The sequence below is a fragment of the Streptomyces sp. WP-1 genome, assembly GCF_030450125.1.
GTDB lineage: Bacteria > Actinomycetota > Actinomycetes > Streptomycetales > Streptomycetaceae > Streptomyces > Streptomyces incarnatus.
Window position 1 is genome coordinate 2,731,206 of record NZ_CP123923.1, and the last position, 19,264, is coordinate 2,750,469.

The 19,264-nt window shown below is 71.7% G+C and carries 15 protein-coding genes and 1 pseudogene; 8 read left to right on the top strand and 8 right to left on the bottom strand.

Features of this window, described 5'->3' with window-relative positions; genetic code table 11:
* Positions 1-13: 13 nt before the first annotated feature.
* Positions 14-637, top strand: coding sequence for a TetR/AcrR family transcriptional regulator (locus QHG49_RS11515; RefSeq protein ID WP_159705113.1), 624 nt, complete (start codon positions 14-16; stop codon positions 635-637).
* Between the two features lie 116 nt (positions 638-753).
* On the opposite strand, the gene QHG49_RS11520 is transcribed toward QHG49_RS11515, so the two are convergent.
* Entirely contained in the window at positions 754-2,130 is a 1,377-nt protein-coding gene (locus QHG49_RS11520) for a cation:dicarboxylate symporter family transporter (RefSeq protein ID WP_159705110.1), read from the bottom strand.
* 166 nt (positions 2,131-2,296) lie between these two features.
* Between QHG49_RS11520 and QHG49_RS11525 the strand changes: the two genes are divergently transcribed.
* The 3 genes and pseudogenes from QHG49_RS11525 to QHG49_RS11535 all read left to right on the top strand — a co-directional run bounded on the left by QHG49_RS11525 (position 2,297) and on the right by QHG49_RS11535 (position 5,396).
* Positions 2,297-3,931 carry a sensor histidine kinase gene (locus QHG49_RS11525; protein ID WP_301489266.1) on the top strand — a complete coding sequence of 545 codons (1,635 nt, stop codon included), beginning with the start codon at positions 2,297-2,299 and terminating at the stop codon, positions 3,929-3,931.
* Positions 3,928-4,611: a response regulator gene (locus QHG49_RS11530; protein ID WP_145491047.1), complete on the top strand. Its 684-nt coding sequence runs from the start codon at positions 3,928-3,930 to the stop codon at positions 4,609-4,611. Before QHG49_RS11525 ends, QHG49_RS11530 begins: the two co-directional genes overlap by 4 nt.
* A gap of 177 nt (positions 4,612-4,788) precedes the next feature.
* Positions 4,789-5,396 (top strand): annotated as a pseudogene (locus tag QHG49_RS11535) (XRE family transcriptional regulator).
* Positions 5,397-5,438: 42 nt separating this feature from the next.
* On the opposite strand, the gene QHG49_RS11540 reads toward QHG49_RS11535, so the two are convergent.
* On the bottom strand, positions 5,439-6,464 hold the full coding sequence (locus QHG49_RS11540; protein ID WP_145491051.1) for an ATP-dependent 6-phosphofructokinase: 1,026 nt from the start codon (positions 6,462-6,464) through the stop codon (positions 5,439-5,441).
* A 194-nt stretch (positions 6,465-6,658) separates the two neighbouring features.
* Between QHG49_RS11540 and pta the strand changes: the two genes are divergently transcribed.
* From pta to pyk, 3 genes are all read left to right on the top strand, one after another.
* Entirely contained in the window at positions 6,659-8,773 is a 2,115-nt protein-coding gene (gene pta / locus QHG49_RS11545) for a phosphate acetyltransferase (protein ID WP_301489269.1), read from the top strand.
* Positions 8,770-9,978 (top strand): acetate kinase, encoded by a 1,209-nt coding sequence (locus tag QHG49_RS11550; protein WP_301489272.1) that lies wholly within the window; start codon positions 8,770-8,772, stop codon positions 9,976-9,978. Before pta ends, QHG49_RS11550 begins: the two co-directional genes overlap by 4 nt.
* A gap of 84 nt (positions 9,979-10,062) precedes the next feature.
* The gene (gene pyk, locus QHG49_RS11555) at positions 10,063-11,487 is read left to right on the top strand and encodes a pyruvate kinase (RefSeq protein WP_145491058.1); all 1,425 of its coding nucleotides are present in this window, start codon (positions 10,063-10,065) and stop codon (positions 11,485-11,487) included.
* A 99-nt stretch (positions 11,488-11,586) separates the two neighbouring features.
* Here pyk and QHG49_RS11560 read toward each other — a convergent pair whose 3' ends face one another.
* The 4 genes from QHG49_RS11560 to QHG49_RS11575 form a co-directional block, all read right to left on the bottom strand.
* Positions 11,587-12,990 carry a hypothetical protein gene (locus QHG49_RS11560; RefSeq protein ID WP_301489276.1) on the bottom strand — a complete coding sequence of 468 codons (1,404 nt, stop codon included), beginning with the start codon at positions 12,988-12,990 and terminating at the stop codon, positions 11,587-11,589.
* Positions 12,980-13,540, bottom strand: a complete 561-nt coding sequence (locus tag QHG49_RS11565) for a DUF6114 domain-containing protein (protein WP_301489277.1) — start codon at positions 13,538-13,540, stop codon at positions 12,980-12,982. The genes QHG49_RS11560 and QHG49_RS11565 overlap by 11 nt, the downstream gene beginning before the upstream one ends.
* A gap of 116 nt (positions 13,541-13,656) precedes the next feature.
* Positions 13,657-14,289: a DUF6230 family protein gene (locus QHG49_RS11570; protein WP_159705095.1), complete on the bottom strand. Its 633-nt coding sequence runs from the start codon at positions 14,287-14,289 to the stop codon at positions 13,657-13,659.
* A gap of 622 nt (positions 14,290-14,911) precedes the next feature.
* Positions 14,912-15,886: a tetratricopeptide repeat protein gene (locus tag QHG49_RS11575; RefSeq protein WP_145491069.1), complete on the bottom strand. Its 975-nt coding sequence runs from the start codon at positions 15,884-15,886 to the stop codon at positions 14,912-14,914.
* Between the two features lie 219 nt (positions 15,887-16,105).
* Here QHG49_RS11575 and QHG49_RS11580 point away from each other — a divergent pair, with 219 nt between their 5' ends.
* Entirely contained in the window at positions 16,106-16,723 is a 618-nt protein-coding gene (locus QHG49_RS11580; RefSeq protein ID WP_301489281.1) for a TetR/AcrR family transcriptional regulator, read from the top strand.
* Positions 16,724-17,098: 375 nt separating this feature from the next.
* Here the strand turns inward: QHG49_RS11580 and QHG49_RS11585 are convergent, their stop codons facing one another.
* Entirely contained in the window at positions 17,099-18,799 is a 1,701-nt protein-coding gene (locus QHG49_RS11585; RefSeq protein WP_301489283.1) for a methylmalonyl-CoA mutase, read from the bottom strand.
* 95 nt (positions 18,800-18,894) lie between these two features.
* Entirely contained in the window at positions 18,895-19,233 is a 339-nt protein-coding gene (locus QHG49_RS11590) for a DUF3817 domain-containing protein (protein ID WP_159705086.1), read from the bottom strand.
* Positions 19,234-19,264 lie beyond the last annotated feature (31 nt).

Sequence of the window (19,264 nt, forward strand, 5' to 3'; positions counted from 1 at the left end):
GAGGAAGTGCAGAATGGCCCCCATGACCACGGGTAACCCCAGCCGCGCCGACGCCAACCGTCGCCGCATCCTCGACGTCGCCCTCGCCGAGCTGCTGCGCGACCCGGACGCGTCGATGGACCAGATCGCGCGCGCCGCCGGAGTCGTACGACGGACCGTGTACGGCCACTTCCCCAGCCGGGAGGCGCTGATCAGCACCCTGATCGACGAGGCGGTGCAGGCGCTCGCGGACGCGGACGCGGCGGGGCGCACCGGGGTCAGGGACCCGGCGGAGGCGCTGGCCCGCTCCGTGCTGGCGCTGTGGGCGACCGCCGACCGCTACCGGCTGCTGATCGCCCTCGCCCAGCGCACGGTCACCGTCCAGGGCATCCGCGAACGGCTCGCCCCGGTCCGCGCGGCCAAGGTCCGGGTGCTCCAACAGGGCCTGGAGGACGGCGTGTTCAGCTCACCGCTGCCCGCACCGGCGCTCGCCTATGTGCACGAGCAGACGCTCTTCGCGGTCATGGAGGCGGTCAACGACGGCCTCCTGGCGACGGAACAGGCGGGCCGCGCCGCCACGGTCACCGTCCTGACCGCGGCGGGTGTACCCGCCTCGCTGGCCACCGCCCTGGTGACCAAGGTGAGTGCGGACCTGTAGCCCACGACAGGGCGAGTCCGCGCCCGCGGGTCCGTGAACGGCCGGATGCCCGGCCCCGGTTCAGGCGGAGCCGGACATCCGGAGAAGGAGGGGCCGAAAAGTCGGCCGACCGGGGGCTATGCCGTGGCCAGCCGCTCCTCCCGGGGCTCGGGGGCCCCGGCCACGGTACCCGCCGTCACGTCCATCACGGTCTCGTCGAACGGCAGTTCACCGGAGAGCACCTTGGCCACCCGCGCCGTGTCGATCTCCTTGGTCCAGGTGCCCACCAGCACCGTGGCGATCGCGTTGCCCGCGAAGTTCGTCAGGGCCCGTGCCTCGCTCATGAACCGGTCGATGCCGACGATGAGTCCGACGCCGTCCACCAGCGCGGGCTTGTGCGACTGGAGGCCGCCGGCCAGCGTGGCGAGGCCCGCGCCGCTGACGCCCGCCGCGCCCTTCGACGCCAGCAGCAGGAAGAGCAGCAGCGGGACCTGCTCGCCGACCGACATCGGGGTGCCCAGCGCGTCCGCGATGTACAGCGACGCCATGGTCATGTAGATCATCGTGCCGTCGAGGTTGAAGGAGTACCCGGTCGGCACGGTGATGCCGACGACCGGCTTGCTGACCCCGAGGTGCTCCATCTTCGCGATCAGGCGCGGCAGCGCGGACTCGGAGGAGGAGGTGGACAGGATCAGCAGGAACTCGCGGGCCAGGTAGCGGCACAGGGAGAAGACGTTGACCCCGGCGAAGATCCGCAGCACCGCGCCGAGCACCACGAAGACGAACAGCACGCAGGTGACGTAGAAGCCGAGCATCAGCACGGCGAGGCTCTTCAGCGCGGCCGGCCCGGCCGAGCCGGTGACCGCGGCGATCGCGCCGAACGCGCCGGCCGGCGCGGCCCACATGACCATGGCCAGGACGCGGAAGACGAGCCGCTGGATGTGCTCGACGCCGCGCAGCACCGGCTGTCCGGCCGCGCCCATCGCCTGGAGGGCGAACCCGGCGAGCAGGGCGACCAGCAGGGTCTGGAGCACCTGGCCCTCGGTGAAGGCGGACACGAAGGTCTGGGGGATGATCGACAGCACGAAGTCGACGGGCGGCAGCGCGTCGCTGCTGACCTGCGCGTGTCCGCTCTGCTTGAGGGCGCCGGTCAGATGGAGCCCGGCGCCGGGGTGCAGCACATTGCCGACGACCAGCCCGATGGCGAGCGCGACCAGTGACATCACCAGGAAGTAGCCGAGGGCGATACCGCCGACGGCACCCACCTTGGCCGCCTTGCGCACCGATCCGATGCCGAGCACGATCGTGCAGAAGATGATCGGCGAGATCATCATCTTGATCAGATTGACGAACCCGGTGCCCAGCGGCTGGAGTCGGACGGCGGCATCCGGCCAGATGAGTCCGACGGCGATGCCGAGCGCGACGGCCACGATGACGGCGATGTACAGGTAATGGGTCCGGTCCCGCCGGGCGCGGGGTGCGGCAGCTGCCGTATCGGGGGTGGTGGCGGCCACGACTGCCCTCCTTGACGTCTTCGTCGACGTCGTCGTCGGTGCACGACCGGCGTGCGGCTCACGTCCGGGTGCTGCTGGGGAACGCGGTGACTATCTCCCGTCCTGTGAGGGCGGTCACGCTTGCGTTCATTTAGTTCACGCCACAACCGAGGGCACACTGGCTGGCATGCGCCTTTGGTCCCTGACCCGCCCGCGCAGCCTGGCGGGCCAGCTGTTCGCCATGCAGGCGGTGCTGATAGCGGTGGTGGTGGCCGGATACGCGCTGTTCGCCTACGTCAGCGACCGCCGGCAGGCCGAGGACGCGGCCGCCCGGCAGACCACCGCGGTGGCCCGCTCGATCGCCGACTCCCCCGCGGTCCGGGACGCGATCCGCACCCCGGACCCGAGCGCGCGCCTGGAGCCGTACGCCCTGAAGGTCACCCGGGACACCAATGTCGACTTCGTGACGATCATGGACCCGGCCGGTATCCGCTGGACGCACCCGGACCCCCGGCAGATCGGGAAACGCTTCCTCGGCACCACCGCCCCCGCCCGCGCGGGCCGCACCTTCACCGAGACCTACACCGGCACCCTCGGCCCCTCGGTGCGGGCGGTGACCCCGGTGACGGACGGCGGCCGGATCGTCGGCCTGGTCAGCGCCGGCATCACCGTGGACCGGATCAGCGCGCGGCTCCAGGACCAGGTCACGGCGCTGCTCGGGGTGGCCGGCGGGGCGCTGCTGCTGGGCGCGGTGGGCACGTACGTCGTCAACGCCCGGCTGCGCCGGCACACCCACAACATGAACGCCGCCGCGCTGAGCCGGATGCACGACTACCATCAGGCGGCGCTGCACGCGGTCCGCGAGGGGCTGCTGATGCTGGACGGGCAGTACAGGGTGGCGCTGATCAACGACGGCGGCCGGGAGCTGCTCGGGGTCGGCGAGGGGGACGAGGTGGTGGGACGGTCGGTGGCCGAACTGGGCCTCCCGGCACCGCTGACGGGTGCGCTGCTGTCCGCGCGGCCCCGGGTGGACGAGGTGCATCCGACCGCCTCCCGGGTGCTGGTGGTGAACACCTCCCCGGTCCTGGGCGGGGAACGCCGGGGTACCGTCGTCACCTTGCGCGATGTCACCGAACTCCAGTCGCTGATGGGCGAGTTGGACACCGAGCGGGGCTTCAGCCAGGCGCTGCGCTCGCAGGCGCACGAGGCGGCGAACCGGCTGCACACCGTGGTCTCGCTGATCGAACTGGGCCGCTGCGAGGAGGCGGTGGAGTTCGCCACGGCCGAACTGGAGCTGGCGCAGGCCCTGACCGACCAGGTGGTGGCGGCGGTCCGCGAACCGGTGCTCGCGGCGCTGCTGCTGGGCAAGACCGCGCAGGCCAACGAGCGGGGCGTGGAGCTGGTGGTGTCGCCCGACAGCCGGCTCGACGACGGTCTGCTGTCCGGCGGCCCGCCCGCGCGGGACCTGGTGACCGTCCTCGGCAACCTGATCGACAACGCGGTGGACGCGGCCCAGGGCAGCGCGCGGGCGCGGGTGACCGTGACGGCGTACACCTCGGCGGCCGGGCTGGTGCTGCGCGTCGCGGACACCGGCCCCGGCGTCGACCCCGGCCACGCCGACCTGGTGTTCCGGCGCGGTTTCACGACCAAGCCGGCCGGGCCCGCCGGCCGGGGGCTCGGGCTCGCCCTCGTACGGCAGGCGGTGAACCGGCACGGGGGCGCGCTGACGGTCACCGACGCGGGGCCCGGGGGCGGCGCCGTGTTCGAGGTGCGGCTGCCGCTGCGCCCGGCGCCGGTGCCGGCCGAGGGCGGTGCCGTATGACGGACCCCATCAGAGTGCTGGTGGTGGAGGACGACCCGGTCGCCGCCGACGCGCACGAGCTGTACGTCGGCCGGGTGCCGGGCTTCACCGCGGTCGCCAAGGCCCGCACGGGCGCCGAGGCGCGGCGCGTCCTGGACCGCACGGAGGTGGATCTGCTCCTCCTCGATCTGCATCTGCCCGATGTGCACGGGCTCCAGTTCGCCCGCTCGCTGCGCGCCGCCGGCCATCACGCGGACGTGATCGCGGTGACCTCGGCGCGGGATCTGGCGATGGTGCGCGAGGGGGTCTCGCTGGGGGTCGTGCAGTACGTGCTCAAGCCGTTCACCTTCGCCACGCTGCGCGACCGGCTGGTGCGCTACGCCGAGTTCCGGGGCGCCGCGGGCGAGGCGAGCGGACAGGACGAGGTGGACCGGGCGCTCGCGGCGCTGCGGGCGCCCGCGCCGGCCGCGCTGCCGAAGGGGCTCAGCGGGCCGACGCTCCAGCGGGTGACCGGCGCGCTGCGCGAGGCCCCCGACGGGCTCACCGCGGCCGGTGCCGCCGAGGCCGTGGGCGTATCGAGGATCACCGGGCGCCGCTATCTGGAACACCTGGTGGACACCGGCCGGGCCGCGCGCAGCCCGCTGTACGGCCAGGTGGGGCGGCCGGAGCTGGTCTACCGCTGGGTCTCCGGGGAACGCTGACGGCGGGCCGTTCCCCGGGGACGCCGACCGCCCTCTGCGCGTTCGGACAATCCGTGATCCTGCCGGAACGGACCGTATCCGCCCGGCCGGGCCTACCTTGTGCGGGGTGCGCCCACCCTCCTCTCCCCCGCCCCGTTCGACGCCCGTGCCGCCCGGCGGCTGCGCGGCGCGCTCGGCATGGGTCCCGAGCATGTCGCCCACGCCCTGCGCTCCGCGTACGGACTGCCCTGCGTCACCGCCGGGCACGTACACGCCTGGGAGCGCGGCACCGCCGCCCCGGACCACACCGAACTCGCCGCGCTCGCCGGGGCGTTGTGGTGCGATCCGGGGGACTCCTCGACCGCCCCCGCACCCCGCGCGAGCACCGCGTCGCCCGCGGCGTCGCACCGCAGGACGTCGCCCACGCCGTCGGCATGGACCTGCCCGCGTATCTGCGGATGGAGGAGGACGGCGTCCGGCGCGGCTCCGAGCGGCAGGTCGGGGACCTCGTGCGGGTGCTGCGCCTCGAACCGCCGGACGTCGTGGCCGTCACCGGTCGCACCGAGCCGCTCGCCGCGTTGCTGCGCGGGGCCGTGACCACCCGCTGGCAGGCGTATGTGCGCCCGGCCGGGGAGCTGGTCGCCCTGGAGCGCCCCGTCCTTAAGGACGCGCTGCACCGGGACTACCAGGGCCGGATGACCGCCACCCTGGGCTGGGGCGGCGGGGGCACGGCCGGGGCCGCCGGGGCGGAGTTCCTGGAGCGGATCGTGGCGGACTTCTGGGCGGCCGTCCGGCGGGAGCCGTAGAACTCCCGCCGGAACAAGGCCACTTGAGGGAAGCGGGACGGTCTAGAAGACCGACTCCGCCTCGTCCATCCGGTCCTTCGGGACCGTCTTCAGCTCGGTGACCGCCTCCGCGAGCGGGACCATCTCGACGTCGGTGCCGCGCAGGGCGGTCATCCGGCCGAACTCGCCGCGGTGGGCGGCCTCCACGGCGTGCCAGCCGAAGCGGGTGGCGAGGACGCGGTCGTAGGCGGTGGGCACGCCGCCGCGCTGGACATGGCCGAGGATGACCGGCTTGGCCTCCTTGCCGAGGCGGCGCTCCAGCTCGTAGGCGAGGGCGGTGCCGATGCCCTGGAACCGCTCGTGGCCGTACTGGTCGATCGCGCCCTTGCCGTAGTCCATGGTGCCCTCGGCGGGGTGCGCGCCCTCGGCGACGCAGATCACGGCGAACTTCTTGCCGCGCGAGAACCGCTCCTCGACCATCTTGACCAGATGGGCGGGGTCGAAGGGCCGCTCGGGCAGGCAGATGCCGTGGGCGCCGGCGGCCATGCCGGACTCCAGCGCGATCCAGCCCGCGTGCCGGCCCATGACCTCGACCACCATCACCCGCTGGTGGGACTCGGCGGTGGTCTTCAGGCGGTCCATCGCCTCGGTGGCGACGCCCACCGCGGTGTCGAAGCCGAAGGTGCGGTCCGTGGCGGAGATGTCGTTGTCGATCGTCTTGGGCACGCCGACGACCGGGAGGCCCGCGTCGGAGAGCATCCGGGCCGCCGTCAGGGTGCCCTCGCCGCCGATCGGGATCAGCGCGTCGATGCCGAACTCCCCGACCATGTCGGTGGCCCGCTCGCACGCCTCCCGCAGCCGGTCCCGCTCCAGCCGGGAGGAGCCGAGGATGGTGCCGCCGAGGGCCAGGATGCCGCCGACCGCGTCCAGGTCGAGGGCGCGGTAGTGGCGGTCGAGCAGACCCCGGTAGCCGTCCTCGAATCCGATGACCTCGTCGTCGTACTGCGTCACCGCGCGGTGCACGACCGAACGGATCACGGCGTTCAGGCCGGGGCAGTCGCCGCCTGCGGTGAGAACTCCGATGCGCATCGTGCTGTGTCTCCTGCTCGCTGTCTCGTCCGTGCGTGAGCCTGCCCCGATTCTTTCACGTCCGCGGGGCAGCCCCGGGATCCTGACGGGCGCCTTATCCCGGCAGAGGGGTACTGTCAAGAGGGTTCCGCTCACCCTGGTGGGCGATTTTTATGCCGACCCATCGACGGCGACATCAGAAACGGAGTGGACACGTGACGCGCAGCGTGTACCTGACCGGCATCGACCGCGGCGACGGCCGCCAGGTCGCGGAGCTGGGGGTCATGGAACTGCTGACCCGGCAGGTCGACCGGGTGGGCGTCTTCCGCCCGCTCGTGCACGACGGCCCCGACCGGCTGTTCGAGCTGCTGCGGGCGCGCTATCGCCTCTCCCAGGACCCGGCGACCGTGATCGGCATGGACTACCGGGAGGCGTCCGCGATCCAGGCCGAGCAGGGCACCGACGAACTGGTCTCCACCCTCGTCGACCGCTTCCACGCGCTGGCCCGCGACTACGACGTGGTCCTGGTCCTCGGCACCGACTTCGCCGCCACCCAGCTCCCGGACGAGCTGGCCCTCAACGCCCGCCTGGCCAACGAGTTCGGCGCCTCCGTGCTGCCGGTCGTCGGCGGCCGCGGCCAGAACGCCGAGTCGGTGCGCGCGGAGGTCCGCAACGCCTACCGCGCCTACCACGGCCTGGGCTGCGACGTCCTCGCCATGATCGCCAACCGGGTCGCCCGCGAAGACCGCGACGAGCTCGCCGAGCGCCTGGCCTCCCGGCTGCCGGTGCCCTGCTACGTGCTGCCCGACGAGCCGGCCCTGTCCGCGCCGACCATCGCGCAGATCGCCCAGGCCCTGGACGCCCGGGTGCTGCTCGGCGACGACTCCGGGCTCGCCCGGGACGTCCTCGGCTTCGTCTTCGGCGGCGCCATGCTGCCGAACCTGCTGACCGCCCTGACCCCGGGCTGCGTGGTCATCACCCCCGGGGACCGCGCGGACCTGGTCGTCGGCGCGCTGGCCGCGCACAGCGCCGGCACCCCGCCGATAGCCGGCATGCTGCTCACCCTGGACGAGGTGCCGAGCCAGGAGATCCTCACGCTGGCCGCCCGGCTCGCCCCGGGCACCCCGGTCCTGTCGGTGCGCGGCAACAGCTTCCCCACCGCCGAGCGGCTGTTCTCGCTGGAGGGCCGGATGACGGCGGCCACCCCGCGCAAGGCGGAGACCGCGCTCGGCCTGTTCGAACGCCATGTCGACACCGCAGAGCTGGCGAGCCTCATCTCGGCGCCCAGCGGCGACCGTGTCACCCCGATGATGTTCGAGCACAAGCTCCTCGACCGGGCCCGCGCCGACCGGCGCCGGGTGGTGCTCCCGGAGGGCACCGAGGAGCGGGTGCTGCACGCGGCCGAGGTGCTGATGCGCCGGGGCGTGTGCGACCTGACCCTGCTCGGGCCCGCCGACCAGATCCGCAAGAAGGCCGCCGACCTGGGCATCGACCTCGGCGACACCCAGCTGATCGACCCGGCCACCTCCGAGCTGCGCGACGGCTTCGCCGAGAAGTACGCGGCCCTGCGCGCCCACAAGGGCGTCACGGTGGAGCTGGCGTACGACGTCGTCACGGACGTGAACTACTTCGGCACCCTGATGGTCGAGGAGGGCCTGGCCGACGGCATGGTCTCCGGCTCGGTGCACTCCACGGCGGCCACCATCCGGCCGGCCTTCGAGATCATCAAGACGCGCCCGGAGGCCGCGATCGTCTCCTCGGTGTTCTTCATGTGCCTGGCCGACAAGGTGCTGGTCTACGGCGACTGCGCGGTCAACCCCGACCCGGACGCCGAGCAGCTGGCCGACATCGCCGTCCAGTCGGCCGGTACGGCGGCCCGGTTCGGTGTGGAGCCGCGGATCGCGATGCTGTCGTACTCCACCGGCACCTCCGGCACCGGCGCCGACGTCGACAAGGTGCGCGCGGCCACCGAGCTGGTGCGCGCCCGCAGGCCCGATCTGAAGATCGAGGGGCCGATCCAGTACGACGCCGCCGTGGAGCCCACGGTCGCCGCGACCAAGCTGCCGGGCTCCGAGGTCGCCGGGCAGGCCACGGTGCTGATCTTCCCGGACCTCAACACCGGCAACAACACCTACAAGGCCGTGCAGCGCTCGGCCGGCGCGATCGCCGTCGGCCCGGTCCTCCAGGGGCTGAACAAGCCGGTCAACGACCTGTCCCGGGGCGCTTTGGTGCCGGACATCGTGACCACCGTCGCCATCACCGCCATCCAGGCCCAGACCTCCGCAGACCGAGCGGAAGCAGACCGAGCAGAAAGCGTGCCCGCACCGTGACCGCGACCCGTGTCCTCGTCCTCAACTCCGGCTCCTCGTCGCTGAAGTACCAGCTGCTCGACATGCGGGACGCGAGCCGGCTCGCCCTCGGCCTGGTCGAGCGGATCGGCGAGCAGACCTCCCGGCTCAAGCACACCTGCGTCGGCACCGGTGAGACCCGTGAGCAGAACGGCCCGATCGCCGACCACGACGCCGCGCTCAAGGCGGTCGCCGGGGAACTGGCCCGCGACGGCATCGGCCTCGACTCGCCCGACCTGCTGGCGATCGGGCACCGGGTGGTGCACGGCGGGATGTTCTTCACCGAGCCCACCGTCGTGGACGACGAGGTGATCACCGAGATCGAGCGGCTGATCCCGGTCGCCCCGCTGCACAACCCGGCCAACCTGACCGGCATCCGCACCGCCCGCGCGCTGCGCCCCGACCTGCCGCAGGTCGCCGTGTTCGACACCGCGTTCCACACCACGATGCCGGAGTCGGCGGCGCGCTACGCGATCGACCCGAAGATCGCGGACCGCTACCGGGTGCGCCGCTACGGCTTCCACGGCACCTCGCACGCCTACGTGTCCCGCGAGACGGCCCGGCTGCTGGGCAAGGACCCCGCCGAGGTCAATGTGATCGTGCTGCACCTCGGCAACGGCGCCTCCGCGTCCGCGGTGGAGAGGGGCCGGTGCGTGGACACCTCCATGGGACTCACGCCTTTGGAGGGGCTGGTGATGGGTACGCGCTCCGGTGATCTGGATCCCGCCGTCATCTTCCATTTGGCACGGGTCGGCGGAATGTCCATGGACGAGATCGACACTCTTCTCAACAAGAGGAGCGGCTTGTTCGGTCTGTGCGGGGACAACGACATGCGGGAGATCCGCCGCCGGATCGACGAGGGCGACGAGGAAGCCGCTCTCGCCTTCGACATTTACATTCACCGGCTCAAGAAGTACATCGGCGCCTATTACGCCGTGCTCGGGAAGGTGGACGCGATCGCGTTCACCGCCGGGGTCGGGGAGAACGCGGCGCCCGTGCGCCAAGCGGCGATCGCGGGCCTGGAGGGGCTGGGCGCGGCGGTCGACCCGGAGCTGAACTCCGTGCGCGGCGACGGGGCGCGGCTGATTTCGCCCGCGTCCGCGCGGGTGGCCGTGGCCGTGGTGCCGACGGATGAAGAACTGGAGATCGCGACGCAGACCTACGCACTGGTCGGAAAGAGCAATTGAGCAGCACCTGAGCAGGCCGCCTCTCATTTGTATCTTCCGCCAGACGGAATATTCCGTAGCGAAACAAACCGATAGGATCGCCCCATGCGCCGTTCGAAAATCGTCTGTACTCTCGGCCCCGCGGTCGACTCCCACGAGAAGCTCGTCGCCATGATCGAGGCGGGCATGAACGTGGCCCGCTTCAACTTCAGCCACGGCTCCCACGCCGAGCACCAGGCGCGGTACGACCGCGTCCGGGCCGCCGCCAAGGAGACCGGCCGGCCCATCGGTGTCCTCGCCGACCTCCAGGGTCCGAAGATCCGCCTGGAGACCTTCGCCGAGGGCCCGGTCGAGCTGCGGCGCGGCGACGAGTTCGTCATCACCACCGAGGACGTGCCCGGCGACCGGCACATCTGCGGGACGACGTACAAGGGGCTGCCGGGCGATGTCGGGCGCGGCGACCAGATCCTGATCAACGACGGCAACGTCGAGCTGAAGGTCGTGGACGTGGCGGGCCCCCAGGTGCGGACGATCGTGATCGAGGGCGGTGTCGTCTCCGACCACAAGGGCATCAACCTGCCCGGCGCGGCCGTCAACGTGCCCGCGCTGAGCGAGAAGGACGTCGAGGACCTGCGGTTCGCGCTGCGCATGGGCTGCGACATGGTCGCGCTGTCCTTCGTGCGGGACGCCAAGGACGTCCAGGACGTGCACCGCGTCATGGACGAGGAGGGCCGCCGGGTCCCGGTCATCGCCAAGGTGGAGAAGCCGCAGGCGGTGGAGAACATGCAGGACGTCGTCGACGCGTTCGACGCGGTGATGGTGGCCCGCGGTGACCTCGCGGTGGAGTACCCGCTCGAAAAGGTCCCGATGGTGCAGAAGCGCCTGATCGAGCTGTGCCGGCGCAACGCCAAGCCGGTGATCGTGGCGACCCAGATGATGGAGTCGATGATCACCAACTCCCGGCCGACCCGCGCCGAGGCCTCCGACGTGGCCAACGCGATCCTGGACGGCGCCGACGCGGTGATGCTGTCCGCCGAGTCCTCGGTGGGCGCCTACCCGGTCGAGACGGTCAAGACCATGTCGAAGATCGTCCAGGCCGCCGAGCAGGAGCTGCTCTCCAAGGGCCTGCAGCCGCTGGTGCCGGGCAAGAAGCCGCGCACGCAGGGCGGTTCGGTGGCCCGCGCGGCCTGCGAGATCGCCGACTTCCTCGGCGGCCGGGGCCTGGTGGCGTTCACCCAGTCCGGTGACACCGCGCGCCGCCTGTCGCGCTATCGCGCCGCCCAGCCGATCCTCGCCTTCACCACCGAGGAGTCCACCCGCAACCAGCTCACGCTGAGCTGGGGCGTGGAGCCGTACGTGGTGCCGTTCGTGAACACCACCGACGACATGGTCGACCAGGTGGACCAGGAGCTGGCGAAGCTGGCCCGCTTCGAGAAGGGCGCCACCGTGGTCATCACGGCCGGCTCGCCCCCCGGTGTCCCCGGCACCACCAACATGATCCGGGTGCACCACCTGGGCACCGACAACTGACGCGGCCCGCACGGGCCTTGAACGGCGCGGAGGGCGCCCCCTGCGAACAGGGGGCGCCCTCCGTGGTGTTGCGGCTCCCGGACGGGTCTGGGGGACCGGTCAGCCGGTCGTGTACACATGCATCCCGGGCACGTGCAGATCGCCGCCGAACTGGGCGGCCTGGGTCACCTTCACGCTGGTGAAGTAGATCAGCGGGAGGTTCAGCGGGGGCGGGCTGTCGGGGCTGAAGGTCATGGGGATCAGACCGAAGAGGTTGCCCGAGATCGACTCGGTGTACATCACGGTCTTGCCGTCGCGGATGGTCGACGTCGAGCCCTTGGACGCCTGGACGTGGTAGGTCTTGCCGGACAGCGAGTCGTGCACGGTCTGGTGCAGGTCGCCGATGTCGGTGCCGTCGGAGATGACGTACTTCAGCACCTTCTTGGTGGTGCCGCCCGCCGTCCGCACCTCGACGACGCCCTGGTAGTCGGCGCCCTTGAGCAGCAGCGAGCTGGCCTGGAGGTACCAGGGGTCGTTCGCCACCGGCACCGGGTTGTCGACGCCACCCTCGTCGGTGGTGGCCGCCGGGCAGTCCTCGGCGGAGGGGCTCGCGCCGGTGGACGGGCTCGTGGACGGGCTCGGGGTCGCCGAGTCCGCCGCGTCCTTGACCGCCTTGCCCGCGCTGTCGACCGCCTTGCCCGCGCCGTCGGCCGCCCCGGAGACCGTGCCGGTGGTGTTCCTCACCGTGTCCCCGACCGTCTTGGCGGCCTTGGAGGCCGTGTCCTTGACGGTGCCGGACGGCTTCGCGCCGGACGACGACGTGGAGCCGGACGCGGACGGCGAGGGGCTCGCCGAGGGCGTGGCGCTCGCGGACGGCGTGGCGGTGTCATGCCTGCCGCCGGTGAGGATGTCGCCGATCGTGTCGCCGATGGTGCCGAGGAGTCCGCCGCCGCTGCTCCGGCTCGGCGACGTGCTCGGGGTCGTCGTACCGGAGCCGGCGCCCGAACCGGAGCCGGAGCCCGAGCCGGAGGTCTCGGTCGGCTTCGGCGCGGTCCCGCCCGTGGAGCCCGAACCCGGGTCCGAGCCCGTGTCCTTGGACGACGGCGAGGGGTCCTTCGAGGTGTCCTTGGCCGTGTCCCCGGCCGTGTCCTTGCCCGCGTCACCGCTCGGCGAGGACGTCGGCGTCGGCGCCCCGGTGGAGCCGGTGGCCGAGGGCGACGGCGAGGACGAGGGGTTCTTGCTGTCGTCCAGCGCCTTGACGCAGTCCTTGTACTCGTCCGCCGTCAGGCTCTTGGCCGCGGGCGAGGAGGCCGGGCCGCCGCCGTTGCCCGCCGCGAGGGCGAGCGTGGAGGTGAAGCCCATGCCCATGAGCACGGCCGTCGGCATCGCCACGGTGGCTATGGCCTTGCCGGCCGGCATGTGGAACCTGGTGAACAGCGGCTTCCTGGGGGCCGCGTGGCGGGCTCCGGTTCTCCCGCGGGACTCGTCCGCATCGCTCCCGCGGCTCACCTCGTCAGCCGGCACTGTGCCTCCCGTTCGCCCCGTTGGCCGGGCTCGTTCCTGACAGGTCGTTCGGCTCGTACACACCGTCGGTGCCCTGGCCGGGCAGCGGCACGGACCCGGGTGTGCCGCCCGCGCCCGGGACGGCCTCACCGGCCCCCGGCTCCGGTACGGCGGGCTCGCCCGGCGCCCACGCCACGGCCATCGCTCCGCCGATGAGGGCGAACAGGAAGCCGAAGACGAATCCGCCGAAGTTGGACACGGGCAGGGACACCAGTGCCAGCAGGATCGCGGCGACTCCCGCGAAGGTCCGCACATGCTTCTGGAACCAGAGGCTGACCCCCAGCACGACGAGCAGCACACCGATGATCAGGGATCCCGCCCCCGCGGTGGTCGCCATCGCCAGCGTCAGGTGTCCCAGCTGGAGGTGGGCGTACGGGAAGTACATGATCGGAAAGCCGCCGAGCAAGACGAACAGACCTGCCCAGAACGGCCGCGCGCCCCGCCAGGCGCGGAACTGCTGCCTCCGGATGTCGAACTGGCCGGATTCGGCGGCAGGGGTCTCGGCGCTCATGGAAAACAGCTCCCTGGTGCGGCATTGCTGTGGTGATGACGTGTGCCACGTGTGAAGACGCGGCGGATGTGGCGCGGGCGGGGGCGCCGTCGGCTCCCCCGCCCGTCAACGAGTGCCTAGTAGCACTCGTGCGTGCCCGCCTGCACGGACATGTGCAGACCACTGAGCTTGAAGGTGCCGGCCGTGGTCGCCCACGCCGTCTGCTTCACACCGGTCAGCGTGGCCGAGTCGGCCTGCTGCGCGAAGCCGAACGGGTTGGACTGCTCCTTGCCGCCCTTCATGCCCGGACCCTTGGCGGCGTCCTTGGCGGCAACACCGATGTCGATGTTGTTGAAGGTGGCGTCGGCGTTCAGGTCGTCGACGTCGATGTACAGCTGGTCGGCCTCGACCGGCTTGTCCGCACCCGCCTTCAGCACGAGGCTGACGGAGCCGAGCACCGGGATGTTCGGCGTGACGACCGACTGGCACATGTTCGTGATCTGGGCCGACTTGAAGGCCGAGACCGCGACCGGGTGGGTCGTCTGGTCACCACTGAGGGTGTAGCCGTTGTCGAGCGCGCCGTACTGCTCGAAGCCCTGACCGACCAGCTTGTCGGCGGTCACCTTGAACGACTGACCCGACACGCTGAACGACGCGGCCAGCGCACCCTGAGCGAGGGCGACGCCTATACACGCCGTGGCGGCGACGCTGGGCACCATGACCACAGCGAACCGCTTCCATCTGGTCCCGCCACGCACCTGGGACTCCATATTTCCTCCTTCTCGGACGTACATCTCCTGGCCCGGACTCGCCCACGTACGGCGGCTCAGCCGGGCAGGGATGGGAGAAGTGCTACGTCCTCGGGAAGGAGAGCGCCCGTACTCGCAGGCGCACAAGCGCCCGAATCACCGGCGATCACCCCCGAGCGACAACCACTGGTCGCGCCTGACACACATCACGCACAACCTTGCTGGACAGGCTTCGCCGGCCGGCGAAGACCCCCCTGCCCCAGAGCCGGCGCCACTGCCGCCGGCCCTGCTCGGTGGGGACCCAGAGTCTCCCTCGCCCCGACCGGATGCCGGGGTACGGGAATGGACCGAGCGTCGCCGATCGTGGTGCAAATTGGCCGCCCGCACAAGGGGGTTCGTTACTGGCTAGTAACGGGCGGATAACCGAGAAACGACCGCGTGATCCCGGAGCGCGACACTCCGTCGCAACACAGGGCAGAGCAAAGCCGTTGATCTCTGTACGAAACCAGACAGATCAACGGCTTTGATTTACTCGGAGTAACAGCCGCCCCGATTGCCAAGATTTGGCAAAGCGGAGCGGCCTCAACGCCTTGTCGGCGAACCTCTCACCCCGGCGTCACGGGCCGTGGCGTTCAGCGACCGGTCAGAAAAGCGCCCGCGCGAGCGCCCTGCGAGCACCGATCACCCGGGGGTCCTCGGAGCCCACGACCTCGAACAGTTCCAGGAGCCGGCGTCGCACCGCGTCCCGGTCGTCACCCGCCGTGCGCCGCACGGTCTCGGTCAACCGCCCGAAGGCGTCCTCGACATGACCGCCCACCAGATCCAGGTCCGCGGCGGCGATCTGCGCGTCCGCGTCCTGGGGCCGCTCGGCCGCCTCCCGGCGCACCTTCTGCGGATCCATACCCTGCACCCGGCGCAGCAACTCGGCCTGCGCGAGACCGAGTTTGGCCTCGGGGTGGGCCGGGTCGTCGGCCAGCACGTTCCGGTAGGCGGTGACCGCGCCGTCCAGGTCGCCGGCGTCCAGGGCCTGGGCGGCCGCGTTCAGGAGCGACTCGTACGGGCCGACCGGGGCCTCGGCGCCCGCGCCGGCGCCGCCCGGCTGCGCGTCCGGGTCGACGGTCAGGCCGGTCAGACCGAAGCGCTCCTCGGCGACCTGCACCAGCTGGTCGAGGGTCCCGCGGATCTGCTCCTCGGCGGCCGTCCCCTGGAACAGGGGCAGGGCCTGGCCCGCCACGACGGCGAACACCGCCGGGATGCCCTGCACCCCGAACTGCTGCATCAACATCTGGTTGGCGTCGACGTCGATCTTGGCGAGGAGGAAGCGGCCGGCGTACTCGACGGCCAGTCGCTCCAGGACCGGGCTCAGCTGCTTGCAGGGCTGACACCACTCGGCCCAGAAGTCGATGACGACGGGCACCTCGGCGGAGCGCTGGAGAACCTCGCGCTCGAAGCCCGCCTCATCGACGTCGATGACGAGATCGGCCGGGGAGACGGCACCCGTGCCGCCCTGCCGGGCCGCTTCGGCGCGCGCCTGCTCGGCCTTGGCCTTGGCCTCCTGGGCCGCCTTCACCGCGGCGAGGTCGACCACGCCGCTCATGGACATGTTCCGTGGCTGCATGCGTCTATCCTCCCCCGATCCCGCGTCTGAAGAAAAAAGCGTCGATGTCCGGCGCCGGGTCCCCACCCGCGCCGTGCCGTTCTGCCCGCGTACGTCCGTCGCGAGCTTTCGCTACGACCCGTAGCGTAATGGCAATGAGGGGTCCCGCGACACCGCGTTCCGGTGATCTCCCTCACGACGCCACGAATCCGGCCGCCACCGGCCGGTTATGGTCGGGGGATGCAGAGCCGCACCCCCGCCAGCCGTCCCGGGCGTCCGCGCAGCGCCGCCGCGGACGCCGCGATCCTGGCCGCGACCCGGGAGGCGCTGGTGGAGCTGGGCTGGTCCAAGCTCACGCTCCAGGACGTGGCGATGCGCGCGGGGGTCGCGAAGACCACGCTGTACCGCCGCTGGGCCGGCAAGAACGAGCTGGTCGTCGACGCGGTCGCGGAACTCTTCGACGAGCTGCGGCTGCCGGACGCGGGCAGCCTGGCCGCCGACATCGAGGGCGTGGTCGTCCAGTTCGCGGCGCTCCTGGACCGCCCCGAGTGCCGCAGCGGGCTGATGGCGGTGGTCGCCGAGTCGACCCGCGACGAGCCCCTGCGCGAACGCATCCGCGCCTCGGTCGTGGAACGCCAGAAACGCCTGGTGGTCGAGGGCCGCTCACGCGCCCAGGCCCGCGGCGAACTCCCCCCGGAATCCGACCCCGAGGAAACCGCCCGCACCATCGACCTGACCTTCGACATGGTCGCCGGCGCCGTCGTCCACCGCACCCTGGTCAGCGGCAAACCAGCCGACGCCCCCTGGATCCGAAGCTTCATCAGAGTCCTGCTGCTGGGCCTGTCGGCCCCGGCGTAAGGGGACCGGGCACGAACGGGCCGGCCCCCTGTCGGCCCACCGGGGCGGCCGTGGCCGAGAACCTCCGGGAATCCCGCCCCGCCGGGGCCCGATGTCCGACCCCGAACCGGTCGCGGAGCCCGACGGCACCCGCACCGGCCCACTCGTCCAGGCCGATACCTGCCGGCTCGCCGGGCACGGCCGTCTCCGGTCCCCGCTCCGGCCCCGTGGCAACGAGTCCAGCCCCGCGCCAGCGGCACCCGCACGAGCCCACCAGGGGCCGACGGCCGGAGGGGACCGGCCCCCGGGGATCCCACTCGAATCCCGCCCCGCTTCCGCCCGATGACCGACCCGGCCACAGAGCCCACCTCGAAGCCCAGCCGGGCTCGGCCCCCGTCAGAACCCCGCCGGTTCCGTGTACGCGCCCCATTCGTCGCGCAGCACCCCGCAGATCTCGCCCAGGGTCGCCTCGGCGCGGGCCGCGGAGAGCATCGGTTCGATCATGTCGGAGCCGTCGCGGGCGGCGGCGAGGAGGGTGGTGAGGGAGGCGCGTACGGCGGTCTCGTCGCGGGCCGCCCTGCGCTCACCGAGGAGTCGGACCTGGGCCCGTTCCACCTCGTGGCCGACGCGCAGGATCTCCAGTTCGCCGGTGACGGAACCGGTGTGCGCGTTGACGCCCACCACCTTCTTCTCGCCCTTCTCCAGGGCCTGCTGGTAGCGGAAGGCGGACTCGGCGATCTCCCCGGTGAACCAGCCGTCCTCGATCCCCCGCAGGATCCCGGAGGTCATCGGCCCGATGGGATGCCGCCCGTCCGGACGGGCCGCCAGCCCCCGCTCCCTGATCCGCTCGAAGATCTTCTCCGCGTCCGCCTCGATCCGGTCGGTCAGCTGCTCGACGTACCAGGAGCCCCCCAGCGGATCCGCCACCGACGCGATTCCGGTCTCCTCCATCAGCACCTGCTGGGTGCGCAGCGCGATCTCCGCCGCCCGCTCACTGGGCAGCGCCAGCGTCTCGTCCAGGGCGTTGGTGTGCAGCGAGTTCGTCCCGCCGAGCACCGCGGCCAGCGCCTCCACCGCCGTGCGCACCACGTTGTTGTACGGCTGCTGCGCGGTCAGCGAGACCCCGGCGGTCTGTGTGTGGAACCGCAGCCACTGCGCCTTCTCGCTCCGCGCCCCGTACACGTCCCGCAGCCACCGCGCCCAGATCCGCCGCGCCGCACGGAACTTGGCGATCTCCTCGAAGAAATCCACATGGGCGTCGAAGAAGAACGACAGGCCGGGCGCGAACACATCGACGTCCAGGCCCCGGCTCATCCCCAGCTCGACGTACCCGAACCCGTCCGCGAGCGTGTACGCCAGCTCCTGCGCGGCCGTCGCCCCCGCCTCCCGGATGTGGTACCCGGAGACCGACAGCGGCTTGTAGGCGGGGATGCCGGCCGCGCAGTACTCCATGAGGTCGCCGATCAGCCGCAGATGCGGCTCCGGCCGGAAGAGCCACTCCTTCTGGGCGATGTACTCCTTGAAGATGTCCGTCTGGAGCGTGCCGTTGAGGACCGAGGGATCCACGCCCTGCCGCTCGGCCGCGACCAGGTACATGCAGAACACGGGCACGGCGGGCCCGCTGATCGTCATCGAGGTGGTGACCTCGCCGAGCGGGATGTCCCGGAACAGGACCTCCATGTCGGCGGCCGAGTCGATCGCGACCCCGCAGTGCCCGACCTCGCCGAGCGAGCAAGGATCGTCCGAGTCCCGGCCCATCAGCGTGGGCATGTCGAACGCCACGGACAGCCCGCCGCCGCCCGCCGCGAGGATCATCTTGTAGCGCTCGTTGGTCTGCTCGGCGCTGCCGAACCCGGCGAACTGCCGGATGGTCCAGGCGCGCCCCCGGTAGCCGGTCGCGTACAGGCCCCGGGTGAACGGGTACTCCCCCGGCCAGCCGATCCGCTCGAATCCCTCGTACGTGTCCCCGGGCCGCGGCCCGTACACCGGCTCCACCGGGTCCCCGGAGAGCGTGGAGAAGTCGGCGTCACGCTTGCGCGCGGCGTCGTATCGGGCCTGCCAGCGCCGGCGGCCCTCCTCGATGGCGTGAGCGTCCATACCATCGAATTTACTTGGACGTCCTAGTAAATGTCGACGGCAAAGCCGCCGTACGGGGGGGTACGGCGGCTGCGACCCGAAGAGCGCGGCGGAGCCTACGCCTCGGCGACGGCCGGGGTACGGCCGGCGATCTTGCCGTCCAGCTCCCGGCTGATCTTCCGCTCCACGAAGAACGCGGCGGTCGGGATGGTGCCCGCGAGCAGCACCCACAGCTGCTTGCCGACCGGCCACTTCGCCTTGGAGCCCAGGTCGAAGGCGAAGACCAGGTAGACCACGTACAGCCAGCCGTGGGCGATGGCGACGGCACGGGTCACGTCGGCCGCGCCGCTGATGTCCAGCCCGTACTTCGCGATCATGCTCAGGCACAGGAGCACCAGCAGGACACCGGTGGTGTAGGCCATGACGCGGTAGCGGGTCAGCACGCTTTTCTTCATGGAGTCGAGCGTAACCACCCGTTCCGGGAGA